This is a genomic window from Blastococcus sp. TBT05-19, from assembly GCF_003319095.1.
GTDB lineage: Bacteria > Actinomycetota > Actinomycetes > Mycobacteriales > Geodermatophilaceae > Blastococcus.
Genome location: NZ_QOHI01000001.1, coordinates 283,576 through 300,194, shown reverse-complemented (window position 1 = coordinate 300,194; position 16,619 = coordinate 283,576). Strand labels below are relative to the sequence as shown.

The window sequence follows — 16,619 nt, the reverse complement described above, 5'->3', positions numbered from 1 at the left end:
AGGAGCCCGGCCATGTCGTCCCCCGCGCTGTCCCGCCACCGCGTCCGCCCGGCTGCCGGCCGCCAGACCTCCGGCGCCGCGGTCCCCTCGCCCACCGCGAGCTACCGCTACGACTCCGTCGCCGGGAGCTGGTGGTGGTCCCCCGGGATGCACGACCTGCTCGGCCTCGACCCGCTGCGCGAACCGGGCACCGAGTCCTTCCTCGCCGTCCACCACCCGGGCGACGCCCCGCGGGTCATCGAGGCGGTCACCTCCGCCTGCGACAGCGGCCGGCCGTTCGCCCTGGAGACGCGGGTCCTGCACCCCACCCGCGCCCAGCGCTCGGTCGTCCTGACCGGCGAGCCGGTGCGCGACGCGACCGGGGCGGTGTGCGGCGTCGAGGGCCAGGTCTCCGACATCACCGGGTCGCGCGCTCAAGGCGCCGACGCCGTGCGCGCCCTCGAGGCGGAGGTCGCCCAGATGCGCACCGCGATGGCCAGCCGGGCGGTCATCGAGCAGGCCAAGGGCGTCCTGATGCTCCTGACCAACTGCGGCGAGCAGGCGGCCTTCGACCTGCTGGCGCACATCTCCAGCCACACGCACCGGAAGGTCCGCGACGTGGCCCAGCTCCTCACCGGGTCCGCCGCCGGGCGCACCCGGCTGCCCGACGACCTCGGCGCGATCCTGCGGGACGCCTGCCCGCCCGGGCAGCCGGTGGGCTGACGCCGCCGCGGCCCGCCGCGCAGGCCACGGTTCCTCTCCGGCAGGATCGGGGCAGTCGTGCGGCGGGCCGCGCACGGACCACCGAGGAGGGAGCCCCGATGTTCTACGTCCTCCTGAGGTTCGTCCTCCGGCCGCTGTTCTGGCTGATGTTCCGCCCGACCGTGACCGGCAAGGAGAACGTGCCGCTGGACGGCCCGGTGATCTTCGCCAGCAACCACCTGTCGTTCATCGACAGCATCGTGATCCCGACGATGGCCCCGCGCCGCGTCGGCTACCTCGCCAAGGCCGAGTACTTCACCGGCTCGGGCCTCTCCGGGTGGTTCACCCGCACGCTGTTCACCACGCTGGGCGCCCTGCCCGTGGAACGGGAGACCCATCGCGCCGCCCAGGCCGCCCTGGACACCGCGCTCGGCGTGCTGCAGTCCGGCGGCGGGTTCGGCATCTACCCCGAGGGCACCCGCTCCCGCGACGGGCGGCTCGCCCGCGGGAAGACCGGCGTCGCCTGGCTGGCGCTGACCGCGGACTGCCCCGTCGTCCCGGTGGCCGTCGCCGGGACCGACCGGGCACAGCCGGTCGGCGCCAGCTGGCCCCGGCCGGCGCGGGTGTCGGTCACCTTCGGCGCTCCGCTGACCTTCCCCGAGCACCGCGGCAAGGCCGGGAACGGCCGCGCCCGCCGCGAGGTCACCGACCGGATCATGGTGGCGATCGCCGAGCTCTCCGGGCAGGAGAAGGCGGGCTGGGACGCCCCGCGCGAGGTGGCGTGAGCGGCGCGCTGCTGGTCGCCGGCACCACCTCCGACGCCGGCAAGTCGGTGGTGACGGCGGGCATCTGCCGCTGGCTGGTGCGCCAGGGCGTGTCGGTCGCGCCGTTCAAGGCGCAGAACATGAGCAACAACTCCATGGTCACCGCCGACGGCGCCGAGATCGGCCGCGCGCAGGTGATGCAGGCCGCGGCGGCGCGGGTGGAGCCCGAGGCGCACATGAACCCGGTGCTGCTCAAGCCCGGCGGCGAGAACTCCTCCCAGGTGGTCCTGCTGGGCCGGCCGGTCGCCGACGTCACCGCGCTGTCCTACCGGCCGATGAAGGCGGCGCTGCTGGAGCAGGTGCTGGCCTCCCTCGCCGACCTGCGCTCCCGGTTCGACGTCGTCGTCTGCGAGGGCGCCGGCTCCCCCACCGAGATCAACCTGCGCGCCGACGACATCGCCAACATGGGCCTGGCCACGGCGGCGGACCTGCCGGTGGTGGTCGTCGGCGACATCGACCGCGGCGGGGTGTTCGCCGCCCTGCACGGCACGGTCGCGCTCATGCCCCCGGAGGACCAGCGGCTGGTCGCGGGCTTCCTGGTGAACAAGTTCCGCGGTGACGTGCGGCTGCTGCGCCCCGGCCTGGACCGGATCTCGGCCCTGACCGGCCGCCCGGTGCTCGGCGTCCTCCCCTGGCTCGGCGGCCTGGAGCTCGACGTCGAGGACTCCCTGGGCATCGGCGCCGACCGCGGGCCGGCCGGTCCCCCGCACGGCGAGGAGGTGCTGCGGATCTCGGTGGCCCGGGTGCCGCGGCTGTCGAACTTCACCGACCTCGACGCGCTGGCCGCCGAGCCCGGCGTCCTGGTCCGGTACGCCACCCGCCCCGAGGAGCTCGCCGACGCCGACCTGGTGGTCCTGCCCGGCACCCGGTCGACCGTCGCCGACCTGGGCTGGTTGCGCTCGACGGGGCTCGCGGACGCGGTCGCCCGCCGCGCCGCCGAGGGCGCCCCGGTCCTGGGCATCTGCGGTGGGCACCAGATGCTGGCCCGCACGATCACCGACGACGTCGAGTCCCGGGCCGGCACGGTGCCCGGCCTCGGGCTGCTGCCCGCCGACGTCCGGTTCGCGCGGGAGAAGACGCTGGCCCGGCCGGTGGGGACGGCGCTGGGTGAGCGGGTGGCCGGCTACGAGATCCACCACGGCACCGTCACCGTGGACGACGGCGCCGAGCGCTTCCTGGACGGCGCCCGGTCCGGCGCCGTCTTCGGCACCACCTGGCACGGCGCACTGGAGAACGACGGCTTCCGGCGGGCCTTCCTCGGCGAGGTCGCCCGCCTCACCGGACGACGGTTCGTGCCCGCGCCGGACACCGACTTCGCGGCGCTGCGCGAGGCGCGGCTCGACCGCCTGGGCGACCTGGTGGCCGAGCACGCCGACACCGACGCCCTGTGGCGGCTGATCGAGGGCGGGCCGCCGGCCGGCCTGCCGCTGCTGCCCCCGGGCTCGGGCCTCAGCCCTCGCTGAGCCGCGCCCGCACGTCGTCCGGCCACGGGTTGGCGCGGCCGTCGGCGACCGAGACGTAGGTGTTGCGGACGACGCAGCACACCCGCTCGCCGACGCGCACGGTGAAGCGCACCGTCACGCTGGTGCGGCCCACCTTCTCGATCTCGGCATCCACGGCGACGGTGTCGCCCCAGCGGGCGGACGAGGTCCACTCCAGGGAGCTGGCCTTGACCACCGGGTCCGCGCCCCGGGCCACCAGCTCGTCCCAGTCGAGCCCGAGGGACGCCCACCAGCCGTTGGACGCCTCGTCGGCCCACGTCAGGTAGTGGGCGTTGAAGACGACGCCCTGCTGATCGCACTCGACGTAGCGGACGGGTGAGCTCCAGACCTCAGGCACGAGGAGGAACGGTAGCGGGGGCGCCCACTACGGTCGGGGCGTGGATCCCGACACCGCCGGCCCGGACGCGCTGGAGGCCTACCGGTCGCCGTCCCAGCGGGTGCTCGACAAGGAGATCGGCTCCCTCGACACCTACTGCCGAGACTTCATCGCGCTCTCGCCGTTCGCGACCCTGGCGACGGCGTCGGCGGACGGCTGGCCCGAGGTGTCGCCGCGCGGCGGCGCGCCGGGTTTCGTGCACGTGCTCGACGAGCACCGGCTCGCGCTGCCCGACCGGCTGGGCAACAACCGGATCGACAGCCTGCGCAACCTGGCCGACAACCCGCGGGCGGCGATCATGTTCTTCGTCCCGGGCTTCGACGAGACGCTGCGGGTGTACGGCACGACCTCCGTCGTGGGCCCGGACGACCTGGACGTCGACCTCACCGAGTTCGGCAAGAAGCCGCTGTCGGTCCTGGTGCTCCAGGTGTCGAAGGCCTACTTCCAGTGCCCCAAGTCGGTCATGCGGTCGGGGCTGTGGGACCCGGAGCGCCGGGTGGACCGCTCGACCTACCCCTCGTTCGGCACGGTCCTGCGCGAGCACTGCCGGGACACCACGATCACGACCGACGACGTGGTGATGCGGGCAGCGCTGGCCGAGGAGCTCTGAGGACCGCCGGGCTGATCGGTCCCGGCGGACGCCGACCCGGTAGACGACGGGTCTAGCTGGCGCGGAGGTCCCGAGCGAGCTTCCGGTCCAGGACGGCCCGCTCGGCCATCAGGCGTACGCGTTCCCGGCGGGGTCTGCGGTCGTGCCCGAGGTAGCGGGCGTCCTCGACCAGCTGGAATGCAGCGAGCACGCTCGCCTTGACCTCACGCGCTCGCGGCACAGCGGGGCGCACGGGCTCGGCCGACGTCATGGAGACCCCCTTCTCCTGGCGGCGCCACGCGCTGCCGTGAATCCATGGTGCCCCCCTTTCGGCTTTCTCAACCCTCAGCGTGACCATTTGGTGTCGATGTGTCACGTGTGACATCCGGTGATGGATGTGTGACCCGGGACGGCCGTCGTACCGTGCCTCCCATGGCGAACCCGGGGCGGCTCGGTCGGTCGATGGCCCGCACGGCGGGCCGGTTGCTGGGGCTCGTCCGGAGCTCCCCGCGGCCCCGGCCGCGAGCGGCGTCGCCGGCCCCCGATCTCGACTACCGCCCGCGGGACGACGGCCGGCCCGATCCGGGTGAGGTCGTGTGGGCCTGGGTGCCCTACGACGAGGGCGACGGCCGGGGCAAGGACCGCCCGGTGCTGGTCATCGGCCGCCGCGGCGAGCAGCTCCTGGGCCTGATGCTGAGCAGCCAGGACCACGACCGCGACGCCGCGGACGAGGCCCGGCGCGGGCGCGTGTGGACCGAGGTCGGCAGCGGCGCCTGGGACTCCCGCGGGCGCCCGAGCGAGGTCCGGCTGGACCGGCTGCTGCTGCTGGACCCCTCGACGGTGCGGCGGGAGGGCGCCGCGCTCGACCGGGCCCGGTTCGACCGCGTGGTCGCCGAGGCGCGGCGGGTGCAGGGCTGGTGAGCCCCGCGGTCAGTCGGCGACGGACTCGTCGTGGGCGGGGCGCCGAGCGGGGCGCCGGAGGTTGTAGACGCCGACGCCGTCGCTGAGCGGCTCGAGGTCGTAGCGGTGCACCACCTTGGGCCCGCCGTGCAGGTGGACGTGCGTCACCGTCGGCAGCGGCTCGCCGTGCCGGGCCTCCCGGATCTGCACCCTCCCGTCGAGGGGCCCGCCGACGAACAGCAGCACCGAGTCCTCGGTGTCGCTCGTCGCGGCAGCCGCGTTCTCCTCGGACAGCTCCGGTCTCCTCCCGCTCGTGCGCCGGCCCACGAGAGTAGGCCGGGGAACGCCGATCGTCAGGTGCCCGCTCACCTATTCCGCCGGGGCCCGGTCGGCGCCCCAGGCCCGGCGCCCGGCATCGTGGCCGGGTGCTCGTCGTCATCTCGGGACTCCCCGGCACCGGCAAGTCGGCCGTGGCCGGCGCGTTCGCCACCCGATCGGGCTGGACCTCCGTCTCGGTCGACCCGATCGAGGACGCCCTGCTCCGTGGCGGGTTCCCGGCCTCCGAGCAGACGGGTGTGGCCGCCTACGAGGTGGCGCGGGCCGTGGTCGAGCAGAACCTCGACCTCGGGCGATCCGTCGTCGTGGACGCGGTGAACGACAGCGAGCCCGCGCGCGACACGTGGCGGGCCGCGGCTCGCGACGGGTCCGGGCTCGCGTTCGTGCTCCTGGTGCTCGAGGACGAGAGGGAGCACCGCCGGCGGCTGGAGGGACGTCGACGGACGCTGACGGACGTCCCGGAGCCCACGTGGGCGGAGGTGACCGAACGGAGCCGGACGTACGAACCGTGGCCCGGCGGGGACGTCCTGCGCGTCGACGCCGCCCGCCCGGTCGACGAGATCGTGGGTGCGCTGCTGGCCCGCTTCGCCCCGGACCACGCACGGTCAGCTCGGCCGTGACCGCCGCAGCCAGCGGGCGATCAACGGGGCGCTGAACAGCATGACGAACAGCCGCAGCACCTGGACCGCGAGGACGAAGGTCGTGTCGGCCCCGGCGTCGCGGGCGGTGGCCAGCACCGCGTAGAGACCGCCGGGTGTGGTCGCCAGGTAGCCGTCGAGCGCGCTGGCGCCGGTGACGCCGGCGAGGACGGCGCCCAGCCCGGCGCAGGCCAGGACCAGTGCCGCCATGATCGCCAGCGCCAGCGGCAGCGCCCGTCCGATGACCCGCAGGGTGTCGCGGGTGAAGCTGACGCCGACCTGCAGCCCGATCACGAGGAAGGCGGCGCTCTCGACCAGGCCGGGCACCTACGCGCCCCGCGAGAGCCCGGTGAGGTCGGCGACGGCCGCGGCGACCAGCGGCCCCAGCAGCGCCGCGACCGGCAGGCGGACCAGCCGGCCCGCGACCACCCCGACCACGGAGCAGCCGACCGTGAACGCGAGCCCCGCCGGCCAGCCGGGTCCCGCCGCCGAAGGAGCCGCCCCCGATCCGGCCGTGGCGCCGTAGACGGCGGTGGCCGCCACCGGCATCAGCAGCACGATCAACAGGACGCGCAGGTACTGCAGCACCGCGACCATGCGCTCGTCGGCGCCGAGGTCGCGGGCCATGACCACGATGCCGCTGGCGCCCCCGGCGATCATCGCGAAGGCACCGGTGACCGGGCTGATCCCGCGGTGCAGCCGGAACGCGGCACCCGCGACCAGGCTGAGGACGAGCGTCGCCACCGTCGTCAGCAGGACCGGGAGCCAGTCGGCCCCCACGGCCCGGAGCGTGTCCAGGTCGACCAGCGCGCCCATGGCGACCCCGATGACGGCCTGGCCCGCGGTGCTCCCGGCCTCGGGGACGCGCGCTCCGGTGCGGCCGGCCAGCGCGCGCACCAGCCCGGCGATCAGCCCACCGAAGAGCGCCGGCGACGGCAGCCCGGCCAACGCGACCAGCAGGCTCAGGGCGACCCCGCCGGCGACGACGACCGCGGCGTCGAGCAGCTGCGCGCCTCGCCTGCCCCGCACCCGTCCCCCGCTCCGCCGTCCGGCCGTTCCCGAGCACTCTGCCGGTGCCGCGGGAGGCCGGGCGCGAGGGGTCAGCCGCCGGTGATCCGGCGCAGCTCGGCCACGTGCGCGTCGAAGGCGGCCCGCCCGGCGGCGGTCAGGGAGAGGCTGGTGCGCAGCCGGGACGCGCGCGTGGCCTTGTGCACCCGGACGTAGCCGGCCTCCTCGAGCTGCTTGACGTGCTTGGAGAGCACCGAGTCGCTGACGCCGACCTGCTCGCGCACCGCCGAGAAGTCCATGGTGTCGACGACGGCGAGCAGACCGCAGACCTGCAGCCGGGGCGGCGCGTGCACGACCGGGTCGAACCGCGGTTGGACGGCGGTCACGACCCGGCGCGCAGCCCGGCGACGTAGATCCGGGTCACCCACCGGGAGCTCAGCCCGGCCGCGGTGCCCATGACCACGCCGACCCCGACCATGGCGCCGCGCACGTCGAGCAGGAACTCGAGCGCGCCACCCAGCGCGAGCAGCACGACGTAGCCGACGACCAGCCGGCGCAGCGCCCGCCGGACGCGGTCCTGGACCGGGCCGACCTTGCTCGCGTCCCACCAGGTGCCGGTGATCCGCTGGTAGACGGCCATCAGCCACCGCACGCCGAGCGAGAAGACCAGCAGCGCCGCCCCGATCACCCAGATGCTGTGCGACGAGTAGCTGCTGAAGAACGCGGCGACGAGCACGCCGAAGGCGACGTCCCACCACCAGGGCTGCACGAGCCGCCCCGCCAGCGCCGCGCGGTCGGTCTGCAGGGCGGCGAGCTGGGCGCGGGCCTCGGCCGCGTCGCTTTCCATGCCGGAAAGAGTGGCCGTCGCTTTCCGATCCGTCAAGTGACCGCGAAACCTGCGCGTCACCGACGCCTGCCAGAGTGGGAACGTGACCGATCTGCGCCACCACGGCGACGCCGAGCTGGCGCCGGGTCTGGTCGACCTCGCCGTGAACGTGCGCGCCGGCACCCCGCCGGCCTGGCTGCGGGCCGTGCTGCACGAGGCCGTGGACGCCAGCGCCGGCTACCCCGACCCGAGGGCCGCGCACGCCGCGGTGGCCGCCGCGCACGGGCGGGACCCCGCGGAGGTGCTGCTCACCGCAGGCGCCGCGGAGGCGTTCACGCTGCTGGCCCGCGCCGTCACCGCCCGGCACGCCGTCGTCGTGCACCCCTCCTTCACCGAGCCGGAGGCCGCGCTGCGCGCCGCCGGCCGGCCGGTCACCCGGCTGCTCCTCGACGCCGCCGACGGCTACCGGCTGGACCCGGCCGCCGTGCCGCACGACGCCGACCTGGTGGTGATCGGGAACCCGACGAACCCGACGTCGGTGCTGCACCCCGCCGGCGCCCTCGCCGCGCTGGCCCGGCCCGGGCGGGTGCTGCTCGTGGACGAGGCGTTCGCCGACACCGTGCCCGGCGAGCCCGAGTCGCTCGCCGGGCGCACGGACCTGCCCGGCCTGCTGGTCGTGCGCAGCCTGACCAAGACGTGGGGGCTGGCCGGGCTGCGGGTCGGCTACGCCCTGGGCCCGGCCGAGCTGATCGCCGCCCTGGCCGAGCAGCAGCCGCACTGGCCGGTGTCGACGCCGGCGCTGGCGGCGCTGGCCGCCTGCACCACCCCCGGGGCGCGGGCCGAGGCGGACGCGGCGGCGACCGAGCTCGTCGCCTCCCGGGCGGCGCTGCTGGACGCGCTCCCGCCGGGTGCCGTGGTGCTCGGCGAACCCCGTTCCTCGTTCGTGCTGGTCCGCGTGCCCGACGGCGAGCGGGTGCGGAGGGCCCTGCGCGACCACGGCTGGGCGGTGCGGCGGGGCGACACGTTCCCGGGGCTGTCCCCCGACCACCTGCGGATCGCCGTGCGCGATCCGGGCACCTCGCGCGCGTTCGCCGCGGCACTGGCTGAGATCCTGGCTGCCGCGCCGGTCCCGGCGTCGACCGCCCCGACCCGCGAGGAGACCGGATGACCCCGACCCCGGTCCCGCCGGAGTCCGGCGCGGTCTACCCCGTGGGCCTGCGGCTGCGCGACCGGCTCGTCGTCGTCGTCGGCGGCGGGAAGGTCGCCCACCGCCGGGTGGCCGGGCTGCTGGAGGCCCGCGCCCGGGTCACCGTCGTCAGCCCCGAGGTGACGCCCGCCCTGGAGGCGCTGGTCGGCCCCGGCGCGCTCACCTGGCAGCCCCGCCGCTACGAGCCCGGCGACCTCGAGGGCGCCTGGTACGCGGTGGCGGCCACCGACGACCCGGCCGTGAACGCCGCCGTCGCCGAGGAGGCCGAGCGCGCCCGGATCTTCTGCGCCCGCGCCGACGACCGGGCCGCCTCCAGCGTCTGGACGCCGGCGATCGGACGGCAGGGCGACCTCGTCATCGGCGTGCACGGCGGCGGCGATCCGCAGCGGGCGATCGGGGTGCGCGACGCCGTCGTCGCCGGGCTGACCGACGGCAGCATCCGCGACCGCGCCGCCCGGCCCACCCCCGGCGGCAGCGTCGTCCTCGTGGGCGGGGGCCCCGGCGACCCCGGGCTGATCACCGTGCGCGGCCGTCAGGCGCTCGCCCACGCCGAGGTCGTCGTGGCCGACCACCTCGCCCCGCAGTCGCTGCTCGCCTCGCTGCCCCCCGAGGTCGAGGTCATCGACGCCTCCAAGCTCCCCCGCGGCCGCTCCATGGCACAGGAGCAGATCAACGACCTCCTGGTCACCCACGCCCGCGCCGGCCGCCGCGTCGTCCGGCTCAAGGGCGGCGACCCCTTCGTCTACGGCCGCGGCATGGAAGAGCTCCAGGCCTGCGCGGAAGCCGGCATCCCCGTCGAGGTCGTCCCCGGCATCACCAGCGCCATCGCCGTCCCCGCCCTCGCCGGCATCCCGGTCACCCACCGCGGCCTCACCCACGAATTCGTCGTCGTCTCCGGCCACCTGCCCCCCGGCCACCCCCAGTCCCTCGTCGACTGGACCGCCCTGGCCCGGCTCCGCGGCACGGTCGTCGTCCTCATGGGCGTCGACACCGCACCGGCCATCGCCGCCACCCTCGTCGAGCACGGCCGCGCACCCGAGACCCCCGTCGCGATCGTCAGCGACGGCTCCACCCCCACCCAGCGCACCGTCCGCACCACCCTCGCCGACCTGCCCCGCACACTCACCGAGCACGACGTCCGGCCGCCCGCCGTCTGGGTCGTCGGCGAGGTGGTGGGGCTCTCGGGCTGAGCGGCGGAGCCGCTCAGATGTTGGCGCCGTCCGGCGGCGGGCCCTCGGGCAGCTGCGGGGCCATCCCGCTGCCCGACGGTTCGGGCGCGTCCATGCCGACCGTGTAGGCCGTCATCGACAGCGAGCCGTACGCGTAGCCGCCGACGAGCACGTCCACCGGTGTGCCGGTCGCGCCCGCCAACCCCGCCACGTAGAGCAGCGGCAGGAAGTGGTCCGGGGTCGGGACGGCGAGGTCGAAGTCGCGGTGCCCGTCGAGCCGGCCGGCGTTCCCCGGGTCGGTGAGCATGCACTCCTTGGCCGCCTCGTCGAACCGCTGCGCCCAGTCGAAGCCGGCGTCGGGCAGCGCGCGGCTCACCCCGCCGAGGTTGTGCACCACGTTGCCGCTGCCGATCACCAGCACGCCGCGCTCCCGCAGCGGAGCGAGCGCCGCGCCCAGCTGCAGGTGGTAGTCGAAGGACTTGAGCGCGTTGATCGACAGCTGCACGACCGGGATGTCGGCGTCGGGGAACGCGTGCCGCAGGACCGACCAGGTGCCGTGGTCGATGCCCCAGCTGTCCACGTCGGCGCCGACCCACGTGGGGTGCACGACGTCGGCCACCTCGTCGTACAGCTCCGGCAGGCCCGGTGGCTCGTACCGGACGTCGAAGAGCTCCCTCGGGAAGCCGTAGAAGTCGTGGATCGTGCGCGGCCGGGGCATCGCGGTGAGCGCCGTGGCCTGCACGTACCAGTGCGCGGACACCACGAGCACCGCCCGGGGACGGGGCACGGAGCGCCCGAACGCCCGCCAGGCCTCGGTGTAGCGGTTCCGCTCGAGGGCGTTCATCGGGTTGCCGTGGCCGAAGAACGCAGCGGGCATGACCGGCATGGCTGACCTCCCCCTCGTCGTCCCCGCCGATCATCTCCCGCCGGCCCCGGCGCGGCGCGGTCAGCCGAACCGGCCGGCGGCGTCCTCCAGCAGGACCCGGCGCTCGTCCGGGTGGCGGCGCGGGCAGGAGATGCAGGTGCTGCCGTGCGGCACCCGGTCGACCAGGCAGCAGGACGCCCGCCGCACGAACCGGCGCCCCGCGACGTCGAGGTACCGCGGCACCGGCAGCGACGGCCCGACGGCCGCGGCCAGCGGCGCCGCCAGGGCCGTCACCCGCTCGACGTCGCCGGTCGCCTGCCCGAGCAGGAGCAGCCGGTCGGCGAGGCTGTCGGTGGCGATGGCCCACAGCGACCGCTCCCCCATGCTCCCCGCCTCGGCCACCGCGGCCGTCACGGCGCCGATCGAGGCCCGCAGGTCGCCGGGCAGGTCCCCGGACCCGGGCCCCGCGGCCAGCGCGGCGATCGGCTGGAGGCCCGGCAGCAGCGAGACCGACAGGTCGGCGAGACGGGCCGACAGCGGGATGCCGGCGACCACGCCGGCCAGCGGCGGCATGAGCAGCACCGAGGACACCGAGTACCACCAGACCGTGGCCAGCACCCGGCGGTCCGTCGTCCGCAGCACGCGGGACCGGAGGGCGAGCACCTCCGCGGTCCACGCCGGATCGGCCAGCCGGACGGCCGGCACCGCGACGGCGCTCGCCGGCGCGACCAGTCCGAGCGCCCCGGCACCGGGGATCCGCCTGGCCACGGCGGCCTGGTCCGGGACGTTCACCGGGTCAGTCTGACCGGCCATCGCACGTAACCGGCCGCCCGCCGTCCAGGGGCAGACGACGGCGCCCGGAACTCCTACGGTGTGGTCCGAGCCACTCGCGTCGCCCGCTCCGAGCGACGCCGGACCTTGGAGGTAGCGGATGAGCGAGACGACCCAGGCGCACGGCCGGAGCTTCCCGCCCCCGGAGGCCCTCACCGCGCAGGCGAACGTCGGTCCCGAGGTCTACGACGAGGCCGCGCGCGACCGCCTCGCGTTCTGGGAGTCCGCCGCCCGCCGGCTCAGCTGGGACCAGGAGTGGGACACCGTCCTGGACTGGACGAATCCCCCCTTCGCCAAGTGGTTCGTCGGCGGCAAGCTGAACGTCGCCTACAACTGCCTGGACCGGCACGTCGAGGCCGGCCACGGCGAGCAGGTCGCCTACCACTGGGAGGGCGAGCCGGGCGACACCCGCACGCTCACCTACGCCCAGCTCAAGGACGAGGTCTGCAAGGCCGCGAACGCGCTCACCGAGCTCGGCGTGCAGGCCGGCGACCGGGTGGCCATCTACCTGCCGATGATCCCCGAGGCGATCATCTCGATGCTGGCCTGCGCCCGCATCGGCGCGGTGCACATGGTCGTCTTCGGCGGCTTCTCCGCCGACGCGCTGGCCAGCCGGATCACCGACGCCGGCGCCCAGGTGGTCATCACCGCCGACGGCGGCTACCGCCGCGGCGCCGCCAGCGCCCTGAAGCCCGCCGTCGACGACGCCGTGTCCCGCACCGAGGGCGTGCGCCACGTCCTGGTCGTGAAGCGCACCGAGCAGGACGTCGAGTGGTCCGAGGACCGCGACGTGTGGTGGCACGACGTCGTGGACCGGCAGTCGGCCGAGCACAGCTGCGAGTTCTTCGACGCCGAGCACCCGCTCTACATCATGTACACGTCGGGCACGACGGCGAAGCCCAAGGGCATCCTGCACACCAGCGGCGGCTACCTGACCCAGGTCGCCTACACGCACTGGGCGACCTTCGACCTCAAGCCCGAGACCGACATCTACTGGACCGCCGCCGACGTCGGCTGGGTGACCGGCCACAGCTACATCGTCTACGGGCCGCTGGCCAACCGGGCGACGAGCGTCATGTACGAGGGGACGCCGGAGACGCCGCACCGGGGCCGCTGGTTCGAGCTGATCCAGAAGTACGGCGTGACGATCCTCTACACCGCGCCCACGGTGATCCGGACCTTCATGAAGTGGGGCGAGGACGTCCCGGCCGGGTTCGACCTGTCCTCGCTGCGGCTGCTCGGTTCGGTCGGCGAGCCGATCAACCCCGAGGCGTGGCTCTGGTACCACGAGCACATCGGTGGCGGCCGCTGCCCGATCATGGACACCTGGTGGCAGACCGAGACCGGGGCGCACATGCTCACCCCGCTCCCCGGCGTCACGAAGCTGCAGCCCGGCTCCGCCCAGCACCCGTTCCCCGGCATCTCGGCCAAGGTGGTCGACGACGAGGGCAACGAGCTCGGCGACGACTCCACCGGGCTGCTGGTGCTCACCGAGCCGTGGCCGGCGATGCTCCGCACGATCTGGGGCGACGACGACCGCTACGTCGACACCTACTGGTCGCGCTTCGGCACGGAGGTCTACTTCGCCGGTGACGGCGCCAAGAAGGATGCCGACGGCAACATCTGGCTGCTCGGCCGGGTGGACGACGTCATGAACGTCTCCGGTCACCGGATCTCGACCACCGAGGTGGAGTCCTCGCTGGTGGGCCACCCGACGGTCGCCGAGGCCGCCGTCGTGGGTGCCAGCGACCCGACCACGGGCCAGGGCATCGTCGCCTTCGTCATCCTGCGCGGGAACGCGGAGGACTCCGGCGACGAGCTGGTGCAGACGCTGAAGACGCACGTGGCCAAGGACATCGGCCCGATCGCCAAGCCGCGGCAGATCATGGTCGTGCAGGAGCTGCCGAAGACCCGCTCGGGCAAGATCATGCGCCGGCTGCTGCGCGACATCGCCGAGAACCGCGAGCTGGGCGACGTCACCACGCTCACCGACTCGTCGGTGATGAACATGATCAAGGACAAGCTGCCCGCAGCCCCCTCCGAGGACTGATGGAAGGACCCCCTCGGCACCCCTTCCGGGGAGCCGAGGGGGCGCCGCCGCGCTGGATGGGGCACGATTCCCCTGACCAGCAGTGCACATCGCGAAGGAGTTGCCCACGTGGCCCACAGCGTGACGACCGGCCGGGACGACCGGTCCACCGGAGCCGCCGAGCCCTCCATCGGAACCCTCGTGCAGAGCGCGATGGCCGACGTCTCGACGCTCGTGCGCAGCGAGATCGAGCTCGCCAAGACCGAGATCACCGGCTCGGCGAAGAAGGCCGCCATCGGTGGTGGGGCGTTCGGCGCCGCCGCCGTCGTCCTCGGCTTCTCCTCGTTCTTCCTGTTCATCGCGATCGCCGAGGCGCTGACCGCGCTGGGGCTGCCGCGCTGGGTGTCCTACCTGATCGTGTGGGCGCTCCTCGTCGTCGTCGCCGTGATCGCGGCCCTCGTCGGCAAGAAGATGATCAAGAAGATCGAGAAGCCGGAGCGCACGATCGAGTCGCTGCGCGAGCTGCCCGACGTGATGCACCGCGAGGCGCCCGGCGCCCGCCACCGCGACGTCCCGGTGGTCAGCGGCGGCAAGGTCGAGCTGCACGGCAAGCAGCCGTACTCGGTCTGACCGCGTGACCGTCCCCCCGGACGGCCGCCCCGACGCGACCAGCGTCCTGCTCCCCGGGCCGTGGACCCATCGCGACATCTCGGCCAACGGCGTGCGCCTGCACGCGGCCGAGGCCGGTGAGGGTCCGCTGGTCCTGCTGCTGCACGGGTTCCCGCAGTTCTGGTGGACCTGGCGCTCGCAGCTGACCGCGCTGGCCGACGCCGGGTTCCGCGCGGTCGCCCCCGACCTGCGGGGCTACGGGGCCAGCGACAAACCGCCGCGCGGCTACGACCTGCCGACGCTCTCGGCCGACGTCGCGGCGCTGGTGCGGGCGCTCGGTGAGCGGGACGCCGTCGTCGTCGGCCACGACTGGGGCGGCCTGCTCGGCTGGACGATGGCCGCCCTGCACCCGCGCGCGGTGCGTGGGCTGGTGGTGCTGTCGATGGCGCACCCGCGCCTGCTGCGCGCGGGGATGACCGACCGGGACCAGCGCCGCGCCTTCCGCCACGCCCTCACCTTCCAGGTGCCGCGGCTGCCCGAACGCCGGCTGACCCGGGTGGACGACGACCCGGTCGCCGACCTCATGCAGCGCTGGGCCGGGCCCGAGTGGGCGCGGACGTCGGACTTCGCGTCGGCCGTCGACCGGTACCGGTCGGCGGCCCGCATCCCGCAGGCCGCGTACGGGGCGATGGAGTACTACCGCTGGGCCGGGCGGTCCCAGCTGCGCCCCGACGGCCTGCGCTACGCCCGCCGGATGGCCGCGCCCGTCACCGCGCCGACCCTCCAGCTGCACGGTGCGCTGGACACCTGCGTGCTGCCCGGGACCGCCCGCGGCTCGGGCCGCTACGTCGCCGGCGCCTACGAGTGGCGCGAGCTCCCCGGCATCGGCCACTTCCCCCAGGAAGAGGCCCCCGACCTCGTCACCCGCGCCATCGTCGAATGGGCGGCGGAGCGCAGCGGAGCCGCCTGAGGCGACCCGATGGAACGGCCCCTTCGCAGGGACCCGGCCTGAGCGCAGCGAAGGTCGGGGGGCGAAGGGGTCCTTCTACTCGCAGGGGCCGGTGTCGACCTCGGCGCGGGCCTGGCTGCCCTGCGTCGCGGCCTCGGCGACCTGCGGGCCGGTGAGCGCGTAGCCGGTCTGCGGGTCGTCGATCGCCGAGGCGAAGACGACGCCGAGCACGCTGCCGTCGGGGGCGAAGAGCGGACCACCGGAGTTGCCGGCCCGCACCTGGCCGAACAGCGCGTAGACGTCGCGCACCACGGTCCGGGTGTTGCGGAAGTCGGGTCCGCTGATCTCGCCGCGGTCGCGGACGCGCGCCGGTCCGACGAAGAAGGGACCGCCGCCGGGATAGCCCATGATGATCGCGTCGTCGCCGGTGTCGGCGGCCTCGGGCGTGAACGCCAGCGGCACCTGCGGCAGGCCCGGCACCGCCAGGACGGCGACGTCGACCTCTTCGTCGACGTAGACCGGCACCGCGTCGTACTCCTCGCCCTCGGCCAGGACGACGGGGTCGGTGACGCCGGCCAGCACGTGCGCGTTGGTCATGACGCGTTCGGGGGCGTAGACGAAGCCGGAGCCGTCGATCTGCCGCGAGCAGGAGGGCGCGACACCGCGGATCCGGACGACCGATCCCCTCACCGACTCGACGACCTGGCTGGCCTCCAGCGCCGGGTCGGGCGCGGGGACCTCGCGGGCCTCGGTCGGGGTGAGCGGGTCGAGCACGTCGGGCAGCCCGCGCCGGTCGATCGCCTCGCGGAGGTTCTGGTAGACCTGGCGCACCCCGTCGGGGACGGCGACGTCGACGGCCTGCACCAGCGCGGACTGCCGCACCTGGCTCGCGACCTGCGGGAACGGCGAGCTGGCCAGCGGCGAGGCGACCATCCAGGCGACCAGCAGCACCGAGGCCGCGGAGACCACCGCGCCGGCCACCGAGTCGACCATCTTGGCCGGTTCCCAGGTGACCCGGGAGCGGAGCGCCCGCCCGATGGCGCCGAAGAGGATCTGGCCGAGCAGGGCGCCCGCGAGGACGACGACGAGCGCGGCGAACACCCGCGTGACGCTCGATCCGTCGATCCGGTCGGCGACCGGGCCCGAGAGCTGGGCGCCGAGGACGGCGCCGCCCAGGAAGCCGAGGATCGACGTCGCCGAGACGAGCAGCCCCTGCCGGAAGCCGGAGAGCGCGAACAGCAGTGCGAGTGCGATCAGGACGAGGTCGACGAGGGACACGG

The 16,619-nt window shown here is 74.9% G+C and carries 19 protein-coding genes and 1 pseudogene; 11 read left to right on the top strand and 9 right to left on the bottom strand.

Annotated features, from left to right (window positions below):
• Positions 1-12 precede the first annotated feature (12 nt).
• The 3 genes from DQ244_RS01430 (at position 13) to DQ244_RS01420 (ending at position 2,968) form a co-directional block, all read left to right on the top strand.
• Entirely contained in the window at positions 13-702 is a 690-nt protein-coding gene (locus tag DQ244_RS01430; protein ID WP_113809700.1) for a PAS and ANTAR domain-containing protein, read from the top strand.
• Between the two features lie 98 nt (positions 703-800).
• Positions 801-1,466 carry a 1-acyl-sn-glycerol-3-phosphate acyltransferase gene (locus tag DQ244_RS01425; RefSeq protein WP_113809699.1) on the top strand — a complete coding sequence of 222 codons (666 nt, stop codon included), beginning with the start codon at positions 801-803 and terminating at the stop codon, positions 1,464-1,466.
• Positions 1,463-2,968 carry a cobyric acid synthase gene (locus tag DQ244_RS01420; RefSeq protein WP_113809698.1) on the top strand — a complete coding sequence of 502 codons (1,506 nt, stop codon included), beginning with the start codon at positions 1,463-1,465 and terminating at the stop codon, positions 2,966-2,968. The genes DQ244_RS01425 and DQ244_RS01420 overlap by 4 nt, the downstream gene beginning before the upstream one ends.
• Here the strand turns inward: DQ244_RS01420 and DQ244_RS01415 are convergent.
• Entirely contained in the window at positions 2,955-3,344 is a 390-nt protein-coding gene (locus DQ244_RS01415; protein ID WP_113809697.1) for a thioesterase family protein, read from the bottom strand. The genes DQ244_RS01420 and DQ244_RS01415 overlap by 14 nt on opposite strands.
• Positions 3,345-3,384: 40 nt before the next feature.
• Here DQ244_RS01415 and DQ244_RS01410 point away from each other — a divergent pair, with 40 nt between their 5' ends.
• On the top strand, positions 3,385-3,993 hold the full coding sequence (locus DQ244_RS01410; RefSeq protein ID WP_113809696.1) for an MSMEG_1061 family FMN-dependent PPOX-type flavoprotein: 609 nt from the start codon (positions 3,385-3,387) through the stop codon (positions 3,991-3,993).
• 52 nt (positions 3,994-4,045) lie between these two features.
• Here DQ244_RS01410 and DQ244_RS19250 read toward each other — a convergent pair whose 3' ends face one another.
• Positions 4,046-4,183: a hypothetical protein gene (locus tag DQ244_RS19250; protein WP_158544442.1), complete on the bottom strand. Its 138-nt coding sequence runs from the start codon at positions 4,181-4,183 to the stop codon at positions 4,046-4,048.
• Positions 4,184-4,404: 221 nt separating this feature from the next.
• Between DQ244_RS19250 and DQ244_RS01400 the strand changes: the two genes are divergently transcribed.
• Complete coding sequence (locus DQ244_RS01400) at positions 4,405-4,893, top strand: type II toxin-antitoxin system PemK/MazF family toxin (RefSeq protein WP_113809694.1); 489 nt, start codon at positions 4,405-4,407, stop codon at positions 4,891-4,893.
• A gap of 9 nt (positions 4,894-4,902) precedes the next feature.
• Here DQ244_RS01400 and DQ244_RS01395 read toward each other — a convergent pair whose 3' ends face one another.
• The gene (locus DQ244_RS01395) at positions 4,903-5,241 is read right to left on the bottom strand and encodes a hypothetical protein (protein ID WP_233491099.1); all 339 of its coding nucleotides are present in this window, start codon (positions 5,239-5,241) and stop codon (positions 4,903-4,905) included.
• A 56-nt stretch (positions 5,242-5,297) separates the two neighbouring features.
• Between DQ244_RS01395 and DQ244_RS01390 the strand changes: the two genes are divergently transcribed.
• Positions 5,298-5,828: an AAA family ATPase gene (locus DQ244_RS01390; RefSeq protein ID WP_199580099.1), complete on the top strand. Its 531-nt coding sequence runs from the start codon at positions 5,298-5,300 to the stop codon at positions 5,826-5,828.
• On the opposite strand, the pseudogene DQ244_RS01385 reads toward DQ244_RS01390, so the two are convergent.
• The 3 genes and pseudogenes from DQ244_RS01385 to DQ244_RS01375 all read right to left on the bottom strand — a co-directional run bounded on the left by DQ244_RS01385 (position 5,814) and on the right by DQ244_RS01375 (position 7,701).
• Positions 5,814-6,875 (bottom strand): annotated as a pseudogene (locus DQ244_RS01385) (AbrB family transcriptional regulator). The gene DQ244_RS01390 and the pseudogene DQ244_RS01385 sit on opposite strands and share 15 nt — an antisense overlap.
• Positions 6,876-6,946: 71 nt before the next feature.
• Positions 6,947-7,240, bottom strand: coding sequence for a transcriptional regulator (locus tag DQ244_RS01380; protein ID WP_113809693.1), 294 nt, complete (start codon positions 7,238-7,240; stop codon positions 6,947-6,949).
• The gene (locus DQ244_RS01375) at positions 7,237-7,701 is read right to left on the bottom strand and encodes a hypothetical protein (RefSeq protein WP_113809692.1); all 465 of its coding nucleotides are present in this window, start codon (positions 7,699-7,701) and stop codon (positions 7,237-7,239) included. Before DQ244_RS01375 ends, DQ244_RS01380 begins: the two co-directional genes overlap by 4 nt.
• 82 nt (positions 7,702-7,783) lie before the next feature.
• On the opposite strand from DQ244_RS01375, the gene cobC reads away from it, so the two are divergent.
• Positions 7,784-8,848, top strand: coding sequence for an Rv2231c family pyridoxal phosphate-dependent protein CobC (gene cobC / locus DQ244_RS01370; protein ID WP_113809691.1), 1,065 nt, complete (start codon positions 7,784-7,786; stop codon positions 8,846-8,848).
• Entirely contained in the window at positions 8,845-10,077 is a 1,233-nt protein-coding gene (cobA, locus tag DQ244_RS01365) for a uroporphyrinogen-III C-methyltransferase (protein ID WP_113809690.1), read from the top strand. Before cobC ends, cobA begins: the two co-directional genes overlap by 4 nt.
• Before the next feature lie 13 nt (positions 10,078-10,090).
• Here the strand turns inward: cobA and ygiD are convergent, their stop codons facing one another.
• Together ygiD and DQ244_RS01355 are read right to left on the bottom strand one after the other, a co-directional pair.
• Positions 10,091-10,942, bottom strand: coding sequence for a 4,5-DOPA dioxygenase extradiol (ygiD, locus tag DQ244_RS01360; protein WP_113809689.1), 852 nt, complete (start codon positions 10,940-10,942; stop codon positions 10,091-10,093).
• Between the two features lie 60 nt (positions 10,943-11,002).
• Complete coding sequence (locus tag DQ244_RS01355; RefSeq protein WP_233491098.1) at positions 11,003-11,713, bottom strand: (2Fe-2S)-binding protein; 711 nt, start codon at positions 11,711-11,713, stop codon at positions 11,003-11,005.
• Positions 11,714-11,852: 139 nt separating this feature from the next.
• Here DQ244_RS01355 and acs point away from each other — a divergent pair, with 139 nt between their 5' ends.
• From acs to DQ244_RS01340, 3 genes are all read left to right on the top strand, one after another.
• The gene (gene acs, locus DQ244_RS01350; protein ID WP_113809687.1) at positions 11,853-13,802 is read left to right on the top strand and encodes an acetate--CoA ligase; all 1,950 of its coding nucleotides are present in this window, start codon (positions 11,853-11,855) and stop codon (positions 13,800-13,802) included.
• A gap of 108 nt (positions 13,803-13,910) precedes the next feature.
• Entirely contained in the window at positions 13,911-14,411 is a 501-nt protein-coding gene (locus tag DQ244_RS01345) for a phage holin family protein (protein ID WP_113809686.1), read from the top strand.
• Between the two features lie 4 nt (positions 14,412-14,415).
• Positions 14,416-15,360, top strand: a complete 945-nt coding sequence (locus DQ244_RS01340; protein ID WP_113809685.1) for an alpha/beta fold hydrolase — start codon at positions 14,416-14,418, stop codon at positions 15,358-15,360.
• Between the two features lie 75 nt (positions 15,361-15,435).
• Here DQ244_RS01340 and DQ244_RS01335 read toward each other — a convergent pair whose 3' ends face one another.
• A complete protein-coding gene (locus tag DQ244_RS01335; protein WP_113809684.1) occupies positions 15,436-16,617 on the bottom strand; it encodes a MarP family serine protease in 1,182 nt (393 codons plus the stop codon).
• Positions 16,618-16,619: the final 2 nt, after the last annotated feature.